Genomic DNA, 21,858 nt, shown 5'->3' with positions numbered 1-21,858 from the left:
CGAATATCTTTCACAAGCTGTTCTGCCGGGGCTTTCGCCGGCACGGATTTCTGTCTCATCTGCGCTCCTGAATGGGCTAAGATGAACCAGAAATCTCCCTTCAGAAAATACCCCGATTTGTCTCATGGGCGCTGACGCCGGACAGTAGCGGCCGGGCCCGGCGTTATAGGCCGCCAGGAACCCGGGCGAGCCGTAGCGGTCGCAGAGCTCTCGCAGGAAGCCCGCGCCGGCAAGAATGTTGTCACGGGGATCGTAAGGATCGGCGCCGAGATTGAACCGGCTGCGCAGAAGGGTCCAGGTCGACGGCATGATCTGCATCAGGCCCATCGCGCCTTTTGGCGACGTCGCGCGCCACTCGCCGCGACTTTCGGCGCGCATCACCGCGCGTATCCAATCCGCCGGGACGCCGAAGCGCTGCGAGGCTTCGAGGACGAAATCCGCGAAGGGATCGGCGGGGGCTGCATGCGCTGCGGGGAGCATTTGCGCGGTCGCCGCGGCCGCGAATAATCGGACGCCGGGCGCGTTCATGAGCGCAATCAACGTCGTGATCGCGATCGCTCGACCAAGGCCCGAATCACGTCTCAACGGACGCAGGCATTTGATCGCGCTGACACCCGGTACTGTTGCCGCGCGAAACCGAACGGTTCGCCGCTGTTTGCGAATGCATCTCGCATTATAAGTCATGAAGGCGTTCTTTTCTACTCGAGGCGGTAACGGCTCAGCGCGTCGCCGCGCGCCAGACGAAGCGCTCGTCGCCTGTTTCGTCGGTCCAGAGAGGGGCCGCGCGGCCAATGATCGAGCTTGCGGGAAATGGGCCGAGATAGCGCCCGTCGAGGCTGTCTGAGACCGGATTCATGAGAAAGACCTCAGCATCCGCGAGGCGCCGGCATCCTTGCCACTCCGGAAGGTCGCGGCCGCGCCGGTCGCGGGCCTGCGCCTCTCCGATGGCCGCGCCGTCAACGGAGATGCGGACGCCTTCGCGGCAGACCATCTGACCCGGAAGCGCGAGAATGCGCTTCATCAGCGGGACGCCCTGAGGGAGATAGCCGCGTTCGTCGAGAAAGCGCGCGACAGGCTCCGGCGGAATCACGGCGACGAGGTCGCTCTCGCGAAGATCGCTTGCCGCGCGCAAAGCGTAGAGACCGATCGGGGCGCTCGCGCTGGCGTTCCAAATCAGTTTCGGAGACGGATGGACCAAGGCTGCGGACCCCGCCACGAGGCTCGCCAAAACAGTCGCCAACACCCATCGGCGGCGGCTCATGGCTGCGCCCTCCGGCGCAACAGCCAGGCGTCGTGCTGCGCCCGCGTATAGGCCCGCGGCTCATGACCGACGGTCAGGCGGCTGTGAACGTGACGCCAGTGATCGGGCGCGACATCGACGGGGTCGAGCTCTATCGCCTCCACCGCGTCGATCGCCTGCAGCGCGCGCTGAATCTTGGGCCAGCTGTCGAGGCGCAGCAGGATTTCACCGCCGGGACGGACGAAGGGAAGCGTCTGATAGGGTTCGCCCGGGACGACCGCGCGCACGACGTCGATGCGGGAAGCGATCGTGCCGAAATCATTTGAGGCCCAGCGGACGAAAGCGAAAATATCGCCGGGACGGAAGCTGACGATCCGGTGGCGGCGGTCGAGAATCCTCTCTGCGACAGGCTCGCCGAAGCGAATCCAATGTTCGATTTTCTTCTCGATCCAAGTCAGCTCGACATGCGTGAGCGCGTCGGCCGCATCGACGGCGGGCGTCGCTCGATCTTGCGCATGTTTCAGCGCGGCGTTTCTCATCGTTCGTCTCCGGGAGATTGAGGGAATTCGCGCGCGAGCAATTCGCGCAGCATGTCGGCGACGGTGACGCTGCGCCGAAAGGCGGCGAGTTTGATGCGGCCGCGCAGCTCCGGCGTGACGTCGATGGTGAGGCGGGCCGAGAAAACATCGGCCCTGGCGGGAGCGGCCGGCGGAATGTCAGGGGCCTTGATCCAGCTTTCGGCGTCGCCGGGACGGGCGGCGCCGTGATTTCCCTTGCGGCTGGACTATGCTCGTCCCAGTCAAAAACGAGACGGCCGGTGCGCGCGGCGTCGGCGAAGGCGACGCGCTGACCGATGGTTGCGGCGAGGACCGGCGGATCGTGATCGGCCAGCGTCTCGGCTGTCTCACGGGCGATAATCGTGCGCGGATCGCACCGGTTGAGCACGAAACGCGCAACGAGCTGTGGGCGGAAGATGCGCGCCTCGCTGATCAGCTTGAGCATCTCGCTTGAGGCCCATCCGTCGAATGGCGATGGCTGGACCGGGATCAGCACAAGATCGGCGGCGAGCAGGGCCGAGCGCATCAGCCCGGCGACGCGCGGCGGCCCGTCGATGATGACGTGATCGGCGTCACGGGCGAGCTCGGGCGCCTCGCGATGGAGGGTGTCGCGGGCAAGGCCGACGACGCCGAAGAGGCGGCCCAGATTCTCGCGAGCCCTTTGCTCGGACCAGTCCAGGGCCGATCCTTGCGGGTCGGCGTCGATCAGGGTGACGCGCTGACCTTGGCGAGCCCACTGGCCGGCGAGATGAAGCGCCAGGGTCGTTTTGCCGACCCCGCCCTTCTGGTTCAGCAAAGCGACGATCATGACGCGCCGCCCGGCTTCAAAGTGACGGCAAGCTCCGACGTTATCGATGGACCGGATTTGGGAGACGCTGCTTTACGGAAAAACGTGCGCTGTGCTTGTCCCTGATTGCGTCGCTTTCCCTTCGCGGGATGCCGCGGATCAGGTTCGCTTTTGTCCGCGCCAGCAGCAGTAACGTTAGACTCTATGTTAGATTCTAAGTTAAGGGCGCGGATTTCTTCATCTTGCCAGTGCCTTAGGGCTGGTTTCGGTTCCTGATAGCACGAGGCTCGGGTTCCTGATGGCACGACACTCCCGGTTCCCGATAGCACGAGGCTTTCCACAGCTTGTCCACAGGTGCCTGTGGACAATTCCGCCCGCATGAAAACCAGCAGCTCGCGCCCGCCGATCTCGCGCTCGACAATCAGACGATAGCCTGGCAGCGGCTGCCTGCGGGCGATGTCGCGCAGTTCGAAAGCGAAGCGCTTGAACGGCGACAGGCTCGCCGATTTGATGTGGAGATGGCGGAAATCGAACCGCCAACCGCTCGGCTGCCGGCCCGCGTGCTTGCGCACGAGACGATAGAGCCAGCGCTCCATTCCGCCCGACAGCGCGAAATAGTCGCGATCGATGGTGAGCACGAGCGCGTCGTCGAGGACGGCGCGATAGAACCGGTCCGGCATGATCAGTTCGATTCCGCCGGGATGGCCGTGGCCGTCGGCGCGTTCCGTCCATGCTCGAGGAGGAGCACGATCAAGGCAGCTTTACCTGTGTGGTAGAAAGCTTGGATCGCTATCTCAAGACGCAGGCTGGCCAGGACGTGCGCAGGAAGGCAAATGCCGTGTTCATCCTGAGCGAGGTCGGCGAGCCGACCCACGTGTTGGGCTACTACACGCTTTGCGCCATGGCGATCTCGCAGGGCGATGTGCCCGAGGCGGCTCGCAAGCACGTCCCGCGCTACCCGCTGGTGTGTGCCACGCTGATCGGTCGCCTGGCCGTCGCGAAGGAACGTCAGGGACAACGGCTTGGCGCCGTGCTGCTGGCGGATGCGTTGCGGCGCGCGTTCGACAGCGTCGGCACGGTCAGCTCCTCTATGGTCGTGGTCGACGCGCTGGACGAGGTTGCGGCCGGGTTCTACGCGGCCCATGGGTTCGTGCGGCTGCCCGACTCGCTCCGGCTGGTGCTGCCAATGCGCATGGCGGCAGGGAGCTCTGAGCGGTGATGGTCACGCAGCCCAATCTCATCGGTATGACCGTCCCTGGAGGGTCGGAGGCATTCAGTGCTATGCGTCCACTTGGCTGGGACATACCCCCGACAGAGGCTCTTGGAGTTCGGCTCGAACTCGCGGCGTTGTTCGGGCGCTTCCATGAAGAATGTCCTCCATAACGCTTCCTCCGCCTCACGACACAGCTTAGCATCACGATCTCCTAGGGACCAAACAGCTAGCACCTGAACCTGCAGAACTCGGGCTTCTACCTGAAAGCCGTTCTCCAGGGTCACCCGAATCGAGCGATGAAGCTGTGTCTGTCCGTGCAGTGCGGTGCCACGGAGATGCTGATCGAGGCAAGGATCCCTCGGCTTTGGTGTGTCAATCGGCGTCGAAATCTGACCCTCGATCGGCGTCCATAAGATCTTTTACATCCAGCACAATCTTACTTCAGCAAGGACGCGTTGGGCTTTCCGATAAACACGTGGCGCGAAGCCGTCGCTGCAGCTTGATAAATCAAGCATCTGGATAGTTTCGCGCGCTGGAATTAGGCAACGTAACAAATGCCCACAAAAGGCCCGTCGTGACAATGCCCTATGAAGCGTGCAACGGCAGGTCCAACCGTCCATATCGCAGCCCTACGGTCCTATTGAGCCATAAGCCGAGAGTGGGCAAGAAGGATAAATAGCACCAGTCATCCAGCTCAATGGCAAAGCGGTCAAATCTGATTGCGCGCTTACCTCGCTTTTGCAGCCACCGGAACCATCTCGGAAGCTCAATTGTCCGCTGTTTATGCCCAAAACTGCGATCCAATAGGGCTGACCTTCAGTCACACTCGCGCCGGGAATTGTAACGGCGTTCCATGCTGAAGCTGTGAGCGCGGCGCTACTTCCTTGTGTAATCAAGGGGCCGGGGTGGCCAGCCGAGTCAGCATAAATCCCGGCAATCAGGGTTCTTGCAGTCGATGAGCCATCGACATAAACCGATATCGCGCGCACGGTTCCAGAGGAAATTGCCGTTGTCTGAAATGCTTCGGCTGACCCTAATGCGTTGTAATCAACCTGGGATTCAATCTCTTGATCTCCGAAAAGAAATTTGGTGTCGGATTGCATGGGAGTAGCAAAAGTAAAGTCAGACGAAATGCCCTCATTGCCCGCCGCATCTATTGAGTGAATGCGGAAGTGATATAGGGTCCCCGCACTTAACCCTGCTACTACCTGCGTATGGGTGGTATCAAGACTTGAGTTGACGGCCGTAGTGTTGCTATAATTAGTAGAGAGACCATATTCGACGCGAGATGTAGCGGGTGCATTAGTGGTCCATATGATGGATGCGCCATTTTGATTGATGCTTCCCGTGGTGACACCAGAAATTATCGGAGGAGCAGTGTTCACAGCACTAGCGGTTCCCTTCACCTCCACCGCCGCGATCGAGTATTTCTCTCCGTCCGGAGCAGAGAGACCGACCGCATAAGTGCCGGACGCTCCTGCGTTTTGATGGAAGCCGCCGTAGATCGAGTACGCTCCAGAAACATTGGCGTAACTTTTCTCCGTGAACGCTCCGGCGTTTGTCCTCCACACGCGGGAACTACCTGAGACAGCGTTCCAGTCAACATTTGCAACGACAATAGCGGAGTTGGTCTGTGTGGTGGTGAAGTTGAGTGTCGAAGAACCGAAACCATTTGTGTTGCTACTTGCCCCAATAATTGCGTTGCGGAACGCGAAGATATTTCCGCCGTAGTTCCCCGTACCCCCCTCTCTTGTGAACGTGATGGACATGGTCTTATTGGCGTCGACGGCGGCAGTCCAGATTGAGACCCAGCCATAGCTCGGAACACTAACAACCTGCTGTTGTATCCAGTTAAGAGCGCCTCCAGAGATGCTCACGCTGACACTCGAGTCTTCTGTCATGGCGGTAGCCACGAGGAGATCTCCAGCCTGGACATTGAAGGACGACGTCGATTTTGAAGGAGTTGTGGTATTCCAGACTGTCTCGTATACGGGAGGGGAGGTGGAGGTTGACGAAGGGTTACTAACCGTCACGAGCGCCGTGGCTAAAATGCTGTAGGCATTGAGGTTGTCAAATGCTCGTGCTGAGAGGCTATAAGTACCCTCTGCTAAGCTGCTCAACGTGTATATGTACGGAGGTGATGCGACAGTGGCGACGAGAAAGCCGTTGCTGTAGAACTCAACCCTGTTAACCGTGCCATCGGGGTCGCTTGCTGTTGCTTGCAATAAAAAACTGCCAGGGGAGGTTGCTGTAGCGTTGTTCAAAGGAGAAATGAGGGTAATTGAGGGATTTTGATTGATGGGTACTCCATTAAACTCGATCATAATGATTCCGCTACTATCATGACGAATGCGCAAGACATTCTGTGTGATGGTCCAGCCCTGCCCGGCAAGGTCACTTCGTTTAGGGAGCGGGGCGCCATTTGCCGTAACGCCTATCGGTACACTTGCGACTTCGATCTCCTCGATGCCGCTGGGGTCGAAGGTAGTGTAGGTAATCTGTGAACTTGTATAGGTGATGTTTGACACGACCGAACTCGACTCAAGCAGGTGTGTCTGTCCAATCGGAGTCCAATCCGGGGACGCACCCATACCGATCATGAAATGACGGATGTAGTCCCCGTATCCATCCGTGAACCATTGATTATTTACTGATGGACCGTCGATGACAACGCCGGTCGAGCGCGCCATGTAGGTCGCCCAGTTGAATGAACGGTATGCTTTCTCTTTTGCTGACACATCACCTGTTTTCTCATATAAAAGTGCATTGACTTCCGCGTAGCGGCTGGTGTGACTGCCCATTGCGAACATGAATATTTGCTGTTCTTCGATGGTGAAGGCGCCAAACTGACTTACGCCAAAGGTCGACTCGACCCATGAAATGAGCCCACGTACATGTGTCTCCCAGTTCGGATCGGTCTGTGGATTGCGGAGTAAATAGCGCGCCGTCATCATAGCATTGAGCTGGTTTGTATTGCTCGTGTCCCCCTGGACAGAGACATCTTCGAAGTATCCCGACCACGCGTTGTTAATCATCGGGTAGGTCATCATCCAATTCCATGCGGTCGTGCGGGCGCGCTGGTAGTTCGCTACGTTGCCGAGGTTGAGGCGGATGAGCTCGTCGAATAGTTCGATGGGCGAAATCACGTGCGCACTGTATTGTTCGCGGATAGCGCCTGTCTGCGCATTGACGCGGAACGGCCATGGTGACTGTGAGGAACTTCCCGCGCGGACGTGATTGGCCAAGGCGTCGGCGTCTTTTATAGCCGCGTCGCGGTAGGCAGTTTTGCCGGTTTGTTCGTAGAGTTTGATAAGGGCGATGCCGAATTCGCCGACCTTGTCAGGTTCGATGATGCCAACACCGTCGCCCACACCGGTTGAGTCGCCATATGACGCTCCGTGATACGTGAGTGACCCGGCGTCGCCACTTGCATATTGGACATTTGGCCAGTTGTCATTCGAAAGCGTCATGCCGCTGGTAAGCTCCTGATCGGCAAGACGCTGTGCGAGCGTGATAACCGCATAGTTTCCCGAATATTGATAGTACGACATCGCCGATTCGATGAGCATGGAGAACATACCGGCAGGATTGTTCGGCCATCCCGCCATTTGTTGGGTGTCTGGATTGAGATACGACTGTGAAAAATATGCGGGTTGGCCGGTGCTCGGGTCATTCGGAACTTTGTTTAAAAGGTAGTCCCATGCAAGAGACACAACAGTATCATATGCTCGGTCTTGGTTCGATACCCATGAGACAATTTTGTCGGTATCGTCTACCATAACGGCATGAGTGTTTAGCGTAGAGCCGTTCGCCGTGGCGGCGGTAGCCGTCCATGGATGTGCGATAAGAAGGAGTGGACTGCCCACTGCGATCGCGACCAGCACACAGTGAAGTATGTCCACAAAGAAATTTTTGATTAAACGTCTGATCATATAATTTATCCTTAAATAATTATGTAGACGTTTTAGAGGTAGGCGGACATAATAAGGCCATTCCAGATCTACGCAATGCCCCATCCGGTATGAGCTTCAAGTGGGCGGCTTGCTTAGCACAAATCGTAACGTTCTGATGTTTGGCCAAAAGCTTGACGGGACATTAGGGTTGGCTGCCGCCGATGCGGTATATAAGAACTGACAACAATCTTGGGCGGCGCCGTTTCGTTCTAGGTGTGTTGCTGGGTATCACGTGGGTGCTCCAAGCGGAAGGCTTCATGCACGTGGGTGAGTGAACCGCACCGGCTTTGCCAAAGGCTCCAAATTCCAAATGGGATAGAGCCAAGCGTGGTTGATGGCAAGATGCGCGTCCTTATCGTAGACGACGCCAACCTCGTTAGGCTTTACTATCGACAAATCTTGGAGGAGGAGGGCTTTGAGGTTGAGGAGGCGCTCAACGGCCTCGAAGCGCTCGAAAGGATGCTCGTGAGCCCAGCCGATGCGCTCATCGTCGATATCAATATGCCGCAGATGGACGCGATCACATTCCTCGGCGTGCTGAGGCGGCAAGCATTGCCGCTGTCCGCGATTCCGGCGCTCGTTACCAGCACTGAGACGAGCGCTCACGACGTCGCCGCGGCGCGCGCTGCCGGAGCCAATTTTTATCACGCCAGGCCAATCGGCCGCGAAATTCTCTCGCTATATGGCGATGTTTTGCGGCGCGCCCCAATGAACGAGTTCCTCTAACAGTTTCTGGTCGAGGCGCGCGAGCTCGTAGAGCAGGCCACCGCCGACCTTCTGGCGTTGGAGCGCGAGCCCGACGACCGCGCGAGCCTGGACGGCTCGTTCCGTGCCTTTCACACGCTAAAAGGGGGCGCCGGGATCGTTGATTTCGCCGCTATGAGGCGCGCGATGCACGCCGCCGAGGATGTTCTATCGGCGGTTCGCAAGGGTGATCGGCCGATCACCCCGGACATGATCGGTGAGTGCCTGACTTTTCTCGATCAAGTCGTACAATGGCTCGACGCGATCGAAGACAATGGCGAACTTCCCGGCGAAGCTGACGCCAAGATGACCAGCGCGCTGCTGGATCGCTTGACCCACCACTGCGACATCATCGTGGAGTTGACCCGTTTTGGTGGACAATTGAAGTCATGTTTTGAGGTGTCCGATGGGGCGTTATCGAGAAGCATATCCGCCTGAGTTCCGGCGACAGATGGTCGAACTTGTCCCTGTGGACGAACGCCGGAAGATCTTGCCCGTTAGTTCGAACCGACGGCGCAGTCGATTTCGAGCAGGGTCAAGCAGGCTGAGCGCGACGCCGGCAAGCGAGCCGACGGTCCGATCAGCGCCGAGCGTGAAATACTGACCCGCTTACGGCGTGAGAACCAGCGCCTGCGTCAGGAGCGCGACATCCTGGCAAAGGCGGCGGCCTGGTTCGCGCGAGAGAGCAAGGCGAGCCCGAACGGGTTTTCCGGTTCATGAGCGCGCATCAGGCCGTTTATCCCATTCGAACGATGGCGCGGGTGCTGAAGGTCTCGGCGTCCGGCTATTACGCCTGGCGCAATCGGCCGGCCTCGGCTCGAGCGACGCAAGACGCCGATCTGATCCGTCGCATCCGAACGATCCACGTCGGGTCGCGCGGAACCTATGGCGCCCCGCGCATCCATGCCGAGATGAAGGCCGAAGGCATGGCGATCGGCAAAAAGCGCATCGCCCGCCTGATGTGGGCGGCGGCGCTCGCTGGCGTCAGCCGCCGGCGGAGCGCGCCGACGACGAGCGCAATCGCGACCATAGTCCGGCGAACGATCTCGTCCGACGGAACTTCGTCGCCGACGGGCCGAACGAATTGTGGGTCGCCGACATCACGTTCGTTCCGACGCTTGCCGGTTTCCTGTTCCTGGCGGTCGTGCTCGACGCCTGGTCGCGCCGGATCGTTGGGTGGTCGTTCTCCGACGACCTCAAGACGAGGGTCGTGCTTGACGCCCTCGACATGGCGCTTGCGGCGCGCAAACCAGAGAGTGTCCTTCATCATTCGGACTGGGCCTCGCAATATACGTCCATCGCCTTTGGCTATCGCTGCGAAGACGCGGTCGTGCGGCCAACGACCGGATCGGTCGGCGACCCTATGCCAATGCGATGCACGAGAGATTCTTCGTCTTCAATGCGAACTCCTCGATCGCCATCGTTTCCGGTCGCACAGCGAGGCCAGACTCGCCGTCTATCACTTCGTCGAGGGCTTCTACAATCCTTAACGCCGCTGACGTGGGAACAACACGATCAGCGTCGGCCCGTGGGGATGGATACAATGCGGCCGCGATTTGGCGGATCTTTCGTCCATGTGGCGCCACAGGCGGCCGGCGCGCTGAATCAACAAGTCCACCGGCGCCAGATCGGTGACGATGAGATCGAAATCGAGATCGAGCGATTGTTCGATCACTTGCGTCGCGACAAGGATGCCTGGCCGCGCTCTTTTTGGCTCGCGGCCAAACTTATCCAGCACGCCTTGCTCGATCGCCAACCGGTCCGCCATTGCGAAACGCGCGTGGAACAGCAAAGTCTCGCCGTCATGCGAGGCGCTGAGTTCGGTGTGGCTCCCCATGGCCTCATCCACCGTATTACGGATGAGCGCGACGGCCGCGCCCGCGCGCGCGGCTTCCAGCACGGCGCCATGGGCCTCGGCGAGGCCGCCGACAAAACGAACGGCGACCTCGCGCGCTAGCGAATCGCGCAAAAGGACCGGATGTTCCGCAACCGCATCCGCCGAGGCGATGGTGACGAGGGGATAGGCCGAAGACGAACGGCGAAAGGGCTCCGAGCTCCTAATGCCTGCGCGATATGCATCGACCAGGGCGCTGCGTTTGCGCTCCCGCAGGGTCGCCGACAACACGATCGCTGATCCGCCGAGCGCCGCATGAAAACGCAGGAGAGTCTCAACTTCCTTGTTCATATAGGGATCGTAGGCATGAGCTTCGTCGATCACGAGCACCTTGTCGGCGAGCCCCCACAGTCGCAAGGTCTGGTGGCGCGCCGGGATAATCGCCAACAGCGCCTGATCGATCGTGCCGGCGCCCATCTGCGCCAGAAAAGCCTGTTTGTTCGAGCGCGCGATCCAGTCGGCGCAAAAAGCGCTGGCGGTGGTGTCCGAGGGATCGCCGGCGCGGCCCGACTCGTCACAGGCCATGTCATGGGAAAGATTTCGAAATCCCGCGCAGAGATCGCGTCGGCCGTGGACCAGAACGACGGAGGGTTCTGTGCCTGGCGGGAAGAGGCTGCGATAGGAGGCCGATAGGCGGCCGAACATGGCGTTCGCCGTCGCCATGGTGGGCAGCGCGACATGGACGCCGCGCACCCGTCCATCCGCCAGCAGGCGATGGGCGAGCGTCACGGCGGCCTCGGTCTTGCCCGCGCCCGTCATGTCCTCGATGATGAAAAGCGTCGGCCCGTCGGGAAGCATCGCTTTTTCACAGAAAGCCTGCAGCGGCGTCGGTTCGGCGATATGCTGAAACAGCGAATTCACCCCTGCGAAGCGAGCCGCCTCCGCCAGAATGAGGCCGGCTTCCCGTATCGCTCTGTCAGCCCTTGGCTGGGCGACATCGCGCCAGTATCGCGCGAGTTCGTCGGTCAATTGTGCGTCGTCCCTAGGCGCCTCGAACACGAACCAATGGCGGTTCGAGCCGAGCCAATCAGAGAGGGTCGCAAGTCCCGCCAAGGCGAAGGACAAGGTCGGGAACTCGGAGTCCGGCGGCGAGATTGCCGGTGGATCGAGGACCGCGCAGATGGCCTCGCGGCTGCGACCTGCGCCGCCGGACCGATCTGGGCGGCGCTATTGGCGATCGCCGCGACGTTACGTGGAAAGGCGCGCTCCAGAGGTTCGCTGTGATGGCCAAAGACACTTTGGAAAAGCGTGTTACGATCGGCGGCGAGCACACCGGGGATCAGCCGCTCGCCAAGCGCCTTGGGACGGGGCTCATTCATAAACAGCCACAGACCGGCGGCGTCATGCCGGACCGGGATGAATTTGATATGATCAGGTCTAGGCCCCAGAGCGGACGGCCAAAATTCTGGAACTTTTCCCTGAAAGCCGCGGGCGCATTTGCCGATATCATGCAGCGCGATCAGACAGACTAAAGTGCGGCGCAGCCTGTCGAATTCGATTCCACAGAGATCGCTTAGAAATCGAAGTCGCGCCGGATTGGCGCCAAGGATCGCATCTGCGCAAGCGGCGACATCGAGAAGGTGATAGGCGAGCGGGTGAAAATTGCCGATCAGCGGCGCATTCTCTGTTAGCCGGTCGGTCTTGCCCCAGAAATGCAGCTGCGCGTGGCGACGCGACACGGGCAAATCGCCTGGCCGAGGTGAATGCTCCATTGAAACGCCCCCTCGCTGCAGCGTCCTCTCGGGATTGGATTTCAGTCGCCGGGCTCAGCAGATACGACAGCCGAAATATCACAACGTCGCCCCGTCCCGACTCATTCCCGCCTCGAGCGCATACGATCACAAGAGGACCCAAGCGTCGATTTATGTCTAAAAGGGCCGCGTTCCTGCAAAATGGCTTATTCATTGACTTGATAATAGGGAATTTGGCGTCGAGACGGGTTCGCGGGTGGCTGCTTCGTCAGCCAATGATTTCAATGGCTTGACTGTTTTCAGTTCAGCCGCCGCGCTCGCGGTCCCAGGCGTTGCGAAGCCATACGGCGCAGGGCGTCGGTCATGCCAAAAGTCAAAGATTGGCCGGGCTTGCCGTGACGAGGCGTCGTCGCGAGAAAGGCCGGCGGCCGTTCCGGCGACTCCATGTTCGTTGACGGCGCTTTGTGACAAAGAAGGCACAGGCGAAAGCAAACCGTTCCGGGAACGAGCATCCCTGTTGGCAACGTCGATGCAACCGGGTTAATTTTTGACCATGGAGAATTGGCGTCCCAGCTCGGTCTATCGCTTCGCGATCATGTTGATCGTGATCTGCGGGCTTTTGGGCCAAACGTCGTTATCATCCGCCATGGCGGCTCACTCTCTCAATGAAGCGACCTGCGCCCAGCTCGGCCAGCCGACGGATTTACCTGCTGGCGAACATCATCCGCATGGCGATTGTTGCATCTTGGCGAGCGCCTCCTTCGGCTGGTTTATTCTGGCTGCCGCGGCTCTCGTCCTCTATCCGGCGCGGTCTGTTTCCTCCCTCGCGTTCGGCGCGGACATTACGCCGGCGGCTCAAAAGCCCGAGCGATTCTATTTGACCGCGCGCGGCCCCCCGCTGGCTGTCTGACGCGACCTCCCGATCAATACCGCCTTATGGAACTGCTGAAGTTCGGCTTCTGATCTGGATGGCTTTTGCTGTCCCGGTTTAAGCACAGCTTCGGAACGCGTGCGTGGTTTTTCGATCGCGCCGGGGGCGCAATGCGCCTTCCATTGGCGGGAAGCCGACACATCCGCTTATTTGACTGTCTCAAAGCCGTCGCGCGCAGGCGAACGCTTGGCATGGCTAGAAAAGGATTCGATCATGTCTCACTCGTCGGAGACGCGCGCCGCAGTTTTGCTGGCGGCTCTCTCAATGACCGCACCGGTTCCAGCGCCCGCGCAAACGGCGGGCGACAGTTCGCTCGTCCTGCCGGAGGTTTCGGGTTCAGCTTCAACCGCGCCGGCCGGCGGCGCGGCCGGTGAAGGAGGGGGCGCGGGCGCAGGGCCCCCGCTCAGCCCGTCCGAGAAGGCGGGCTACAGCGCCCCTCCGGTGGCGAGTTCAGCCAAAATCGATGTGCCGCAGTTCGACCTGCCGATCTCGATCCAGACGGTGCCGGAGCAGGTCATCACAGATCAGAACGCGCTGTCGCTCGCCGATACGATCCAGAACGTCAGCGGCGTCCGTTCGAACAGCAATAATGTCGAAGGCTATGTCTACAATATCAGGGGCTTCACGACAACGAACGTGTTCCGCAACGGCTTGCTTGTTGGAACCGCCATTCCTCAAAGTTACGATACATCGAACCTCACGGCCGTCGAAGTGCTGAAAGGGCCGGCCTCCTTCCTGTTCGGACGAGCCGATCCGGGCGGCGTCATCAACAGGGTGACCAAGAAGCCCCTTGACACGCCCTATTACAGCCTGACCCAGGAGTTCGGCTCGTTCAATCTGTGGCGCACGGTCGTCGACATGACCGGACCGGTCGCCATACCAGGTATTGCGGACAAATCGGTGAGCTACCGTTTCTCTGGAAGCTACCAGAACGGCGGCGACTTCACTGACTTCATCAATAATCAGAACATCTTTCTGGCGCCGTCGGTCTCGTGGCAGATCGATCCGGCGACCAAGTTCACCGTCGAGGCCGAATACAATCATCAGAACGCGCAAAGCAACGTCGGCCAGCCCGCGATAGGATCGCTGCCTCCGTATTTTCCGGCTCCAATTCCCGCTTACCGTTCCTTCGGGGAGCCCAATGAGCCGCCGGACACCGTCCGCAGTTCGCTGATCTCCTACGATTTCAAACACAATTTCAACAGCGACTGGGCCATCGAGAACCGCTTCCTGGCGGCGCGGGCCACAATCACGAAAGCGGACCTGGGCGGAGATCCCTTTGGCAGCCCGGATCCCGTTCTGAACAGCTTCAATCGCAACATCGTCTATCAAAAGCTGACCGGTACGAATTATTCAACCAACCTCGATCTGACCGGAAAATTCTACGTGCTCGGCGCGAGAAACGATGTTTTGATCGGAGCGGATTATTTCTACAGCTATTACAACTACATTCTTGGCGGCAACGGAAACTACCCGATCAACATTTACAACCCGGTCTATGGCGGCGTTCCGACATCGGCGTTCTACGACGTCGCGTCGCTGATCTGGCAAAGATCGGCGGATAATTTCACCGAATTCGCCTCCAACGCCAACAAGGATCTTGGCGTCTACGCCCAGGATTCGATCACGCTGTTTGACAATCTCCATATTCTGCTTGGCGGACGATATGATCTGGCGGATGTTCGATCCGGGGTTGATTCCACCGATTTTTCGAATTATCCGGACCTCATTCAGCCCACATTTGGCCAAGGCTACGCAAATTTCGGCAAAGCCCAAAATATTCACAATCAGGCCTTCAGTCCTCGCGTCGGCGTCAATTTCCAACCGGTCCCCTGGCTGTCTTTTTACGGGAGCTACACCAAATCGTTTGGAGCGAACAATGGAGTGAGCGCTCTGGGCGTTCCGTTGGCTCCCGAAATCGCCGAAGGCTGGGAAGGCGGCGTCAAGGCCGAGCTTCTCGATCACAGGCTGACCGGGACGCTGGCCTTCTTCAACATCACCAAAAGCAATTACTTCACCCCAAATCAAAGTTCGATCGACCCGTTCGCCGGCCGCGGGATCGGTCTCGTCCGCAGCACCGGGGTTGAGCTCGATGTGCTTGGCAAGCTCACGGATGAGTGGAGCATTATCGCCAGCTACGCTCATATCGACGCCAGAGTGGTCAATGATCTACCAAGTAATTTTTGTCCGCCGGGCTCTCCCGACACGTGCGTGGCTTCGACGAGCTATGTTGGAAACTCGCTCAACAGCTATGCTCCCGATTCGGGCAGCGTCTGGCTGACTTACGCTGTTCCGCCGGACGCGCTGCTTCACGGCTGGACCTTTGGGGGCGGCGTCTTCGCCGCCGGCAATCGCTGGGGCGACGACGCGAATACGTTCATCCTGCCCGCCTACGCGCGGCTCGACGCCATGGCCAAATATCAGTTCAATGCAGGCGGCGCGCGCTGGACGGCGCAGATCAACCTGAAGAATATTGCGAACGCGACTTATTACGAAGGCAATGACGCGTTCTTCAATAACACCGGGGCGGCGGCGAGATTTGGCGTCTTCCCCGGCGCGCCGCGCGCCGTGACGGCCTCGCTTCGCGTGGAGTTCTGAACCGATGCGTCGCAGCGGCTGGGTCTTCATCCACCGCTGCGTCGGACTGATCATGGCGGGGTTCCTGATCCTCGTCGGCGTCACGGAAAGCCTGCTTGCGTTTCTGCCGGAACTCGATCGCGCCATCAACCGGGCCTTTATATCTGGCGGAAAAAGCGGCGCGCGCGGCGCTTTTCAGCCCGGACCGGGAAAGCCAAACTCTTGACCCGAAGGCTTGCCGCCGGGCCGGAAAGACCGGCGCCCGACAGCCTGAGGTTGGCGTATTTGCCGCCGCCCGGACGTCTTACCGTGAAGGGCCTCCGGTTATGGCCTGTTTGCCGAGACGGCCCGGATCGAAGTGCCTGAGTCCAGATCGAAATTTCTTGAGGATCTTTTTGCGCTCTCCCGGCGCGAACTGCTTCAGATCCTGACCCGCCGGGTCGGCGCGCAGGACGCGCCGGACCTCGTTCAGGAAACCTACCTGCGTCTCCTCCGCCACCAGGAGACCGCGCCGATCGAGGAACCCCGGGCATTCCTGCATACGATCGCGATCAATCTTGCTCGCGATTACAGGCGTCGGCGCAGAACCCAGCAGAAGCACATTGATCTGGGCTTCGACCCGGAGGCTTTGCCCTCCGCCGCCCCGCAGTCCGAACAGCAGATCGAGGCGAATGACCGCATGCGGCGCCTGCTTGACGCCGTCGAAGATCTCCCGCCCCGATGCCGGCAGGTCTTGATCATGCGGCGGTTCGAGGACCTGCATCAAACCGAGATTGCGGCCCGGCTTGGCATTTCCCGAAATATGGTCGAAAAGCATTTGCGGCTCGCCCTCCATCGTCTCCAAAGCGCGCTAAACCAGGGCGCGTCAAAATAAATCGTCCTGGAGGCGCCTCCACTTTAGTAGGCTGCTCGCGTCAGATCCGGCGCTGACCGCGCCGGTGCGGACCGGTCCGGACTCGCCCGGCCATGGCGATTTTGGTCAAGGTCTCCCGAATGCGACATCGCGATCCCGAAAGCGAACAGGACGATCGCCGCGAGGCGGCGGCCGACTGGTTTGTGCGGCTTGACGCGGGAGCAATGTCGCAGGCTGAGCTGACGGCGTTCCGGGCGTGGCTCGTCAGCGATCCCGCGAACGAGGCGGCGTTCGATGAGGTCTGCGATTTATGGGGCGGACTTGAAGGATTGCGGCGGCGTTTGGCTCCGGCTCCCGAGCGCAAGCCCCGGCGGTTGATCCGGCGGCTCGCGGCCGGTGCGAGTCTCGCTGCCGCCGCGATCGTTCTCCTAGTCGCTTCCGATGACCTCACGCTGATCTGGAAAGCTGATTTTTTGGCAGGACCGGACGTCAGGACCATCGCCCTGGACGATGGTTCGCGCGTGCAGTTGAACGCAAGGGCGGCGATTGCGGTCGATTATTCCGGGCAGGCGCGGCGCCTGACCCTTCTGCGTGGGCAGGCTTATTTCGAGGTCGCGCCCAATCCCGCGAGGCCGTTTATTGTGGAGGCCGCGGGCGGAACGACGACGGTGCGCGGAACCGCCTTCGACATCGAGACGCAAGACTCCCGGACGGAAGTCACGGTGACCGATCATGTGGTCGGCGTCTCCACAGGCGATGGCGAGGAGGTCGTCGTCGTGGCGGGGCGGCAAACCGCCTATGGTCCGGGGTTTGGCGTCCAGGCGCCTTATTCCGTCGATGCGGCCGCCGTCACGGCGTGGCGGCGCGGACAGATGATGTTTCAAGATAGGCCGCTTGGCGAAGTCATCGCCGCTCTCAGTCGCCACCATCGCGGCTTTGTCCTTGTGCTCGGCGAGGCGCTCCGGCGCCGGCGCGTCAGCGGCGTCTTTTCAACGGCCGACCCGATGGCGGCGATCCGGACCATCGCCCTGTCGCTCGGCCTGCGGACGATTACGCTGACCCCCTACCTCGTCCTGCTGCGCGCCTGACGGCGCCGGCTGTGGCTAAAGCGCAACAGCCCGGGATTTGTGATGTCGCGACATCCTCATTCCCCGATCGAACGCGTCAGGGGGGAGCGGAGAGGCTTTTTGCCCTCGGGAAACGGCAAGGGGCGCACAATGACGACGCTGACAAGATCAAAACGGCGCAAGCCGCGCGCCGGAAGCCCATCGATCGCAACGGCCGCCCTGACTCTTTTGACCGTGGGCTCCGGCGCGCTGGGCTTTAGCGTGTCGGCGGCGCAAGCCTCGACGCCCGCGGAAAGTTATGAGATTCCCGCGGGACCGGTGGCCTCGGCCCTGAACCGCCTCGCCGACAAAAGCGGTGCGCAGCTGATCTATGACTCGGGCCTCACTCGCAACGTCAGGACCCAAGGCCTCAAGGGCGAGCACACTCTGGACGAGGCGCTGAACACATTGCTCTGGGGAACGGGCCTCGCTTATCGGCTCGCGGCTGACGGCAAGGCGGTCGCCATCATGCTCGCCCAGAACGATTCCGGGACGCAGAGCGATACGGGCGTTGAGTTGCCGGAGGTGAGCGCGGCGGCGCCCGTCGCTTTGGCGGGCGGGGGAGGGCAGGGCGTCGCCGGCGAAGGCGTCGGCGACAGCGTCGCGGGCGCCGGCTTGGCGGACGGTTCACAGGCTACACGGTCAACATCGAGACGCCCGCCGTCGCTGGGAAAAGCAACATCCCGATCCTGCAAACGCCCGGGTCGATTCAGGTCATTCCGCGCCAGGTCATCGATGATCAGCAGGCGCTGTCTGTCAGCGACGCGATTGTCGGAAACGTCAGCAGCGTGCAATTCGCCAGCGATCCCTTTTATGAGCGGTTCACAATACGTGGCTTCGACGCGTCATCGAACTTTCAGAACAATCTGGCGATGCCGACCCTCGTTCATATCGAGACGGCCAACCTCCAGTCGATCGAGGTGCTGAAAGGTCCGGCGGCGATGCTGTTTGGCCGTCTCGAGCCCGGCGGAATCGTCAATCTTGTCGTCAAGCGCCCGCTGGAGACGCCCTATTTTTCGGTCCAGGAACAGGCCGGCTCCTGGGGCCTGACCCAGACGACGGTCGACGCGACCGGTCCGCTCACCGCCGACAAAACCTGGCTCTACCGGATCAACCTCGACTACGACCGCGCGGATTCGTTTCGCGATTTCGTGAAAACCCAGGATTTTTTCGCCGCCCCGACGATCACTTACCATCCGATCGAACAATTCAAATTCAACCTCGACCTTCAATATCAGAACCGAATTTTCGTCGCGGACGGCGACAGCGCCATTCCGGCGATCGGAAACCGCCCCGCGAACATCCCGATCAGCCGTTATCTTCAGGACCCCGCGGTGACCGCCCTCAATCCCAGCCGCCTCGAAATGGGTTTCGTCGGCTATGACTGGACCTTCGACCTCGCCAAGGATTGGAGTCTGACGAACCGCTTCGGCTATTGGGACGTCTCCTATGCGCAAAGGATCACCGACTACAATTCGGTCGATGAAGTCTTGGGGCTCATCACGCGCGGCCTTTGGGACGTCAATGCGCATCGGCAAAATATCAGCACAAACCTCGACCTCAAGGGCAAATTCGAGACCGGGCCAGTCAAGCACGACGTCCTGATCGGAGCTGATTATTTCACGCAGACCGCCCATGATTACGGAGTTTCGAACTATTTCGACGGCGCGCCGGCCATCCCGGACATCAATATGTTCGCTCCAACTTACAGCCTTTCTGGATATTCCAAACCGTCCGTCAACAACACCTTCTTCCCAAGTGCGCAAACATGGCGGGGGATTTACGCGCAGGATATGATGTCCTTCGCCGACGACAAACTGCATTTTCTAGTTGGCGGCCGCTATGACTGGGCTGATTACGGCTACGGATCGGGCACTAATTCTTACGCCCAGGCGCTGGGATCTTACGATCCGAGTACGGGTTTCGGTTTTCAGAACGCCTTCGACGCGGCGTTCAGCCCGCGTGTCGGCGCCGTGGTCCAGCCGACGCCGTGGCTCTCCTTCTATGGCGATTATTCGAAATCCTTCGGCGCGACCAATGGCATCCAGGCGCCCGGAAGTCCGCCGTTCCCGCCGCAGATCGGAACGCAATGGGAAGGCGGCGCGAAAGCCGAGCTCTTCGATAAAAGACTCGTCGCGACGGTGGCTTTTTACGACATCATCAAATCTAACATCACTCAGACGATCCCCGGCACGCAACTTACCGCGCTGGCGGGAACCGTGGAGAGCCGAGGCGCCGAGTTCGACGTCTCCGGTCGTATAGATGACAACTGGAGCCTGATCGGCAGCTATAGCTTCGATGAGGCGCGGTTCAAAACCGACCTCGACGGCAATCAGGGCAATAGGCTGCAGGATGTCCCTCTCAATGCCGGCAGTCTCTGGGTTAAATACGACGCGCTCGGCGATTTCAGGGGGCTAAGTCTTGGTGGCGGCATAAGGGTTGTGGGCGAACGACAGGGAGATAACGCTAATGACTTCCAGCTGCCGGCCTATACGTTGTTCAACGGGATGATCATGTACCGGCTCCAGCCCAACGCGCTGCCTTGGGTCAAAAATCTGACGGCTCAGGTCAACGTCAACAATATTTTCAATACAACCTATTACACAACTTCCTACGACCGCACCAGCATTGCGCCTGGAACGCCGCGAAGCGTCATCGTCTCCCTTCGCGCGGAGTTTTGAGACATGGCGCGGGGCTTTCCGCATCCTGCGTCGCCGCGCATCTGGCGCCTGACCGGCAGTCTGCGATCTTTTGACACGGGCTATGGCTTGGCGGGTTATTCGCCGATGAACCGTTTCATCTACAGACTGGTTCGAGATTATGACCCTCCCAATCCTCGAACCGTAAACTGGGCGCTGGAGTCGGGGGAGCCTCCGGCGCCCTTTTTCCCTCGCAGGACTTTTGACCCGTGGTCCCGGATTAGCACATGGCTGACCGGCGAGGAGGCCTGATCCTGATGCCCGACGCCGGCGCCGTTCGACGGTTTTTTGTCTGGATTCACCGCTGGGCCGGATTGATCATGGCGATGTTCCTGATCGTCGTCGGCCTCACCGGAAGCCTGCTCGCCTTCAACGCCGAACTGGAGCGGCTGATCAGTCCGCAACTTTACGCACAGCCGCGGCCGGACACCGCGCCGCTCGATCTCGCCACGCTGGCGGAGCGCGCCGAGGCGCTCGTCGCGCCCAGCGCCCGAATAGCGGGGCTGTCGCGCTTCGGGACTGACCAGGTCGTGGCGGCTGTCTCGCCGCGCTCGGACCCGGCGACGCAAAAGCCGTATGAGATCAGCTTCGACCAGCTCTTCCTCGATCCCTATGCCGGAACGGAGCTTGGCAGGCGTATGAACGGAGATCTTTCGCAGGGGCTGATCAATCTGATGCCCTTCATTTATGATCTCCACTGGCGGCTGGCCCTGGGGACCGCCGGCTTCTGGATTCTGGGACTCCTCGCCGTCGCCTGGACGATCGATTGTTTTATCGGTTTTTATCTGACCTTGCCCCGGACGACTTCCGGTTTCTGGCGGCGCTGGATGCCGGCCTGGCTCATAAAGCGCAAAGCCGGCGCGTTCCGGCTTAATTTCGATCTTCATCGCGCGGGCGGCCTTTGGCTTTGGCCAATGTTGTTCATCTTCGCCTGGTCAAGCGTGATGATGGATATGCGCCCGGTCTATGAATGGGTGACCAGCGCCCTTTTTAACTATCGCTCGCCTTTGCCCGAGCCGCACATGGTCACGACGCCGAACCTTGGCTGGCGTGACGCCGAGGGCAAGGGCGCACGCCTGATCGAGGAGCAGGCCGCCCTCAAAGGGTTCCGCGTCGAGCGGGAGGAAAGCCTCTTTTATAATGAACAATTCGGCGTGTATTTTCTCAGTTTCCGCAGTAGCCTTGATGTCGGCGAACGCAGCGGCGCAACTTACGTCGCCCTCGACGGAGACACGGGCCAGCTGCGCGCTTTGGAATTGCCTTCCGGCGAGCGCAGCGGCAATACGATCACGTCCTGGCTCTATGCTCTGCACATGGCCAATGTGTTTGGCCTGCCCTACCGGATTTTCGTTTGCGTCCTCGGGTTATTGATCGTGATGCTTTCGGTCACCGGAGTCTATATCTGGTGGAAAAAGCGCCGCGCCCGGCAATTTTCCAGAACGCCTCGCGGCCGGTTGACTTGCCCCGAGGCGGCCGAAACTCTTTCGCGGTTCGGGGACGGGGGGCGTGATGCGCCCGGACCCAATTCCGCCTGAGCGGCTCTTGATGACCGGGCGAGGCGAGCCAGGCGCGATTTTCTCCCGTCAAACGTCTACCTTCCGGGCTTGCCTATC

Annotated in this window: 17 protein-coding genes and 5 pseudogenes; 13 read left to right on the top strand and 9 right to left on the bottom strand. The window is 60.2% G+C overall.

All coding sequences use genetic code 11. From position 1 onward, the window contains the following. From BM177_RS15270 to BM177_RS15245, 6 genes and pseudogenes are all read right to left on the bottom strand, one after another. Nucleotides 1-528 (bottom strand): lytic transglycosylase domain-containing protein (locus tag BM177_RS15270; protein ID WP_139223657.1); only part of this gene is annotated, 528 nt, incomplete at its 3' end. Between the two features lie 190 nt (nucleotides 529-718). Further along, nucleotides 719-1,261: a S26 family signal peptidase gene (locus tag BM177_RS15265; RefSeq protein ID WP_091685213.1), complete on the bottom strand. Its 543-nt coding sequence runs from the start codon at nucleotides 1,259-1,261 to the stop codon at nucleotides 719-721. Further along, nucleotides 1,258-1,779, bottom strand: coding sequence for a DUF2840 domain-containing protein (locus BM177_RS15260; RefSeq protein WP_091685211.1), 522 nt, complete (start codon nucleotides 1,777-1,779; stop codon nucleotides 1,258-1,260). Before BM177_RS15260 ends, BM177_RS15265 begins: the two co-directional genes overlap by 4 nt. Beyond that, nucleotides 1,776-1,970, bottom strand: a complete 195-nt coding sequence (locus BM177_RS20745; protein ID WP_091685236.1) for a hypothetical protein — start codon at nucleotides 1,968-1,970, stop codon at nucleotides 1,776-1,778. Before BM177_RS20745 ends, BM177_RS15260 begins: the two co-directional genes overlap by 4 nt. 29 nt (nucleotides 1,971-1,999) lie before the next feature. Further along, nucleotides 2,000-2,605, bottom strand: a pseudogene (parA, locus tag BM177_RS15250) (ParA family partition ATPase); the annotation flags it as partial. Beyond that, nucleotides 2,602-3,315: pseudogene (locus tag BM177_RS15245) on the bottom strand (replication initiator protein A); the annotation flags it as partial. The pseudogenes parA and BM177_RS15245, both read right to left, overlap by 4 nt. On the opposite strand from BM177_RS15245, the gene BM177_RS15240 reads away from it, so the two are divergent. Beyond that, nucleotides 3,315-3,803, top strand: coding sequence for a GNAT family N-acetyltransferase (locus tag BM177_RS15240; RefSeq protein WP_091685208.1), 489 nt, complete (start codon nucleotides 3,315-3,317; stop codon nucleotides 3,801-3,803). The pseudogene BM177_RS15245 and the gene BM177_RS15240 sit on opposite strands and share 1 nt — an antisense overlap. A 623-nt stretch (nucleotides 3,804-4,426) precedes the next feature. Here the strand turns inward: BM177_RS15240 and BM177_RS15235 are convergent. Beyond that, nucleotides 4,427-7,729: an Ig-like domain-containing protein gene (locus BM177_RS15235; protein ID WP_139223656.1), complete on the bottom strand. Its 3,303-nt coding sequence runs from the start codon at nucleotides 7,727-7,729 to the stop codon at nucleotides 4,427-4,429. A 348-nt stretch (nucleotides 7,730-8,077) separates the two neighbouring features. Between BM177_RS15235 and BM177_RS15230 the strand changes: the two genes are divergently transcribed. The 4 genes and pseudogenes from BM177_RS15230 to BM177_RS21175 all read left to right on the top strand — a co-directional run. Next, nucleotides 8,078-8,476, top strand: a complete 399-nt coding sequence (locus tag BM177_RS15230) for a response regulator (RefSeq protein ID WP_342028925.1) — start codon at nucleotides 8,078-8,080, stop codon at nucleotides 8,474-8,476. A gap of 6 nt (nucleotides 8,477-8,482) precedes the next feature. Further along, the gene (locus BM177_RS15225; protein WP_091685205.1) at nucleotides 8,483-8,932 is read left to right on the top strand and encodes an Hpt domain-containing protein; all 450 of its coding nucleotides are present in this window, start codon (nucleotides 8,483-8,485) and stop codon (nucleotides 8,930-8,932) included. 278 nt (nucleotides 8,933-9,210) lie between these two features. Next, nucleotides 9,211-9,480, top strand: a pseudogene (locus tag BM177_RS21180) (IS3 family transposase); the annotation flags it as partial. Continuing rightward, a pseudogene (locus tag BM177_RS21175) lies at nucleotides 9,456-9,845 on the top strand (DDE-type integrase/transposase/recombinase); the annotation flags it as partial. The pseudogenes BM177_RS21180 and BM177_RS21175, both read left to right, overlap by 25 nt. Nucleotides 9,846-9,980: 135 nt before the next feature. Here BM177_RS21175 and cas3 read toward each other — a convergent pair. Both cas3 and BM177_RS15210 read right to left on the bottom strand, forming a co-directional pair. Then, on the bottom strand, nucleotides 9,981-11,357 hold the full coding sequence (gene cas3, locus BM177_RS15215) for a CRISPR-associated helicase Cas3' (RefSeq protein ID WP_091685202.1): 1,377 nt from the start codon (nucleotides 11,355-11,357) through the stop codon (nucleotides 9,981-9,983). After that, nucleotides 11,354-12,067, bottom strand: coding sequence for a CRISPR-associated endonuclease Cas3'' (locus tag BM177_RS15210; protein ID WP_175492635.1), 714 nt, complete (start codon nucleotides 12,065-12,067; stop codon nucleotides 11,354-11,356). The genes cas3 and BM177_RS15210 overlap by 4 nt, the downstream gene beginning before the upstream one ends. A gap of 559 nt (nucleotides 12,068-12,626) precedes the next feature. Here BM177_RS15210 and BM177_RS15200 point away from each other — a divergent pair. The 8 genes and pseudogenes from BM177_RS15200 (at nucleotide 12,627) to BM177_RS15170 (ending at nucleotide 21,780) form a co-directional block, all read left to right on the top strand. Next, nucleotides 12,627-12,989 (top strand): hypothetical protein, encoded by a 363-nt coding sequence (locus BM177_RS15200; RefSeq protein ID WP_139223655.1) that lies wholly within the window; start codon nucleotides 12,627-12,629, stop codon nucleotides 12,987-12,989. A gap of 234 nt (nucleotides 12,990-13,223) precedes the next feature. Further along, nucleotides 13,224-15,608, top strand: coding sequence for a TonB-dependent siderophore receptor (locus tag BM177_RS15195; RefSeq protein ID WP_139223654.1), 2,385 nt, complete (start codon nucleotides 13,224-13,226; stop codon nucleotides 15,606-15,608). A gap of 4 nt (nucleotides 15,609-15,612) precedes the next feature. Continuing rightward, a complete protein-coding gene (locus BM177_RS15190) occupies nucleotides 15,613-15,813 on the top strand; it encodes a hypothetical protein (protein ID WP_091685193.1) in 201 nt (66 codons plus the stop codon). 132 nt (nucleotides 15,814-15,945) lie between these two features. Then, nucleotides 15,946-16,461, top strand: a complete 516-nt coding sequence (locus tag BM177_RS15185) for an RNA polymerase sigma factor (protein WP_091685191.1) — start codon at nucleotides 15,946-15,948, stop codon at nucleotides 16,459-16,461. 92 nt (nucleotides 16,462-16,553) lie between these two features. Beyond that, nucleotides 16,554-17,528: a FecR family protein gene (locus BM177_RS15180; protein WP_244532372.1), complete on the top strand. Its 975-nt coding sequence runs from the start codon at nucleotides 16,554-16,556 to the stop codon at nucleotides 17,526-17,528. A gap of 42 nt (nucleotides 17,529-17,570) precedes the next feature. Beyond that, nucleotides 17,571-17,939: pseudogene (locus BM177_RS20740) on the top strand (hypothetical protein); the annotation flags it as partial. Nucleotides 17,940-18,193: 254 nt separating this feature from the next. Next, a complete protein-coding gene (locus BM177_RS15175) occupies nucleotides 18,194-20,227 on the top strand; it encodes a TonB-dependent siderophore receptor (protein WP_342028926.1) in 2,034 nt (677 codons plus the stop codon). A 245-nt stretch (nucleotides 20,228-20,472) separates the two neighbouring features. Beyond that, a complete protein-coding gene (locus BM177_RS15170; RefSeq protein WP_244532371.1) occupies nucleotides 20,473-21,780 on the top strand; it encodes a PepSY-associated TM helix domain-containing protein in 1,308 nt (435 codons plus the stop codon). The last annotated feature ends 78 nt before the right edge of the window (nucleotides 21,781-21,858 follow it).

Source organism: Methylocapsa palsarum, assembly GCF_900114285.1.
GTDB classification, from domain to species: domain Bacteria; phylum Pseudomonadota; class Alphaproteobacteria; order Rhizobiales; family Beijerinckiaceae; genus Methylocapsa; species Methylocapsa palsarum.
The sequence above is the reverse complement of the archived record's forward strand: the minus strand, read 5'-3'. Positions and strand labels throughout refer to the sequence as shown.

Bases quoted from the DNA above. Each gene is read 5' to 3' on its own strand.
- BM177_RS15195 (WP_139223654.1), top strand. From the start codon at position 13,224: ATGTCTCACTCGTCGGAGACGCGCGCCGCAGTTTTGCTGGCGGCTCTC.
- BM177_RS15265 (WP_091685213.1), bottom strand. From the start codon at position 1,261: ATGAGCCGCCGCCGATGGGTGTTGGCGACTGTTTTGGCGAGCCTCGTG.
- BM177_RS15180 (WP_244532372.1), top strand. From the start codon at position 16,554: ATGGCGATTTTGGTCAAGGTCTCCCGAATGCGACATCGCGATCCCGAA.
- BM177_RS15170 (WP_244532371.1), top strand. From the start codon at position 20,473: ATGGCTGACCGGCGAGGAGGCCTGATCCTGATGCCCGACGCCGGCGCC.
- BM177_RS15260 (WP_091685211.1), bottom strand. From the start codon at position 1,779: ATGAGAAACGCCGCGCTGAAACATGCGCAAGATCGAGCGACGCCCGCC.
- BM177_RS15240 (WP_091685208.1), top strand. From the start codon at position 3,315: ATGCTCGAGGAGGAGCACGATCAAGGCAGCTTTACCTGTGTGGTAGAA.
- BM177_RS15190 (WP_091685193.1), top strand. From the start codon at position 15,613: ATGCGTCGCAGCGGCTGGGTCTTCATCCACCGCTGCGTCGGACTGATC.
- BM177_RS15235 (WP_139223656.1), bottom strand. From the start codon at position 7,729: ATGATCAGACGTTTAATCAAAAATTTCTTTGTGGACATACTTCACTGT.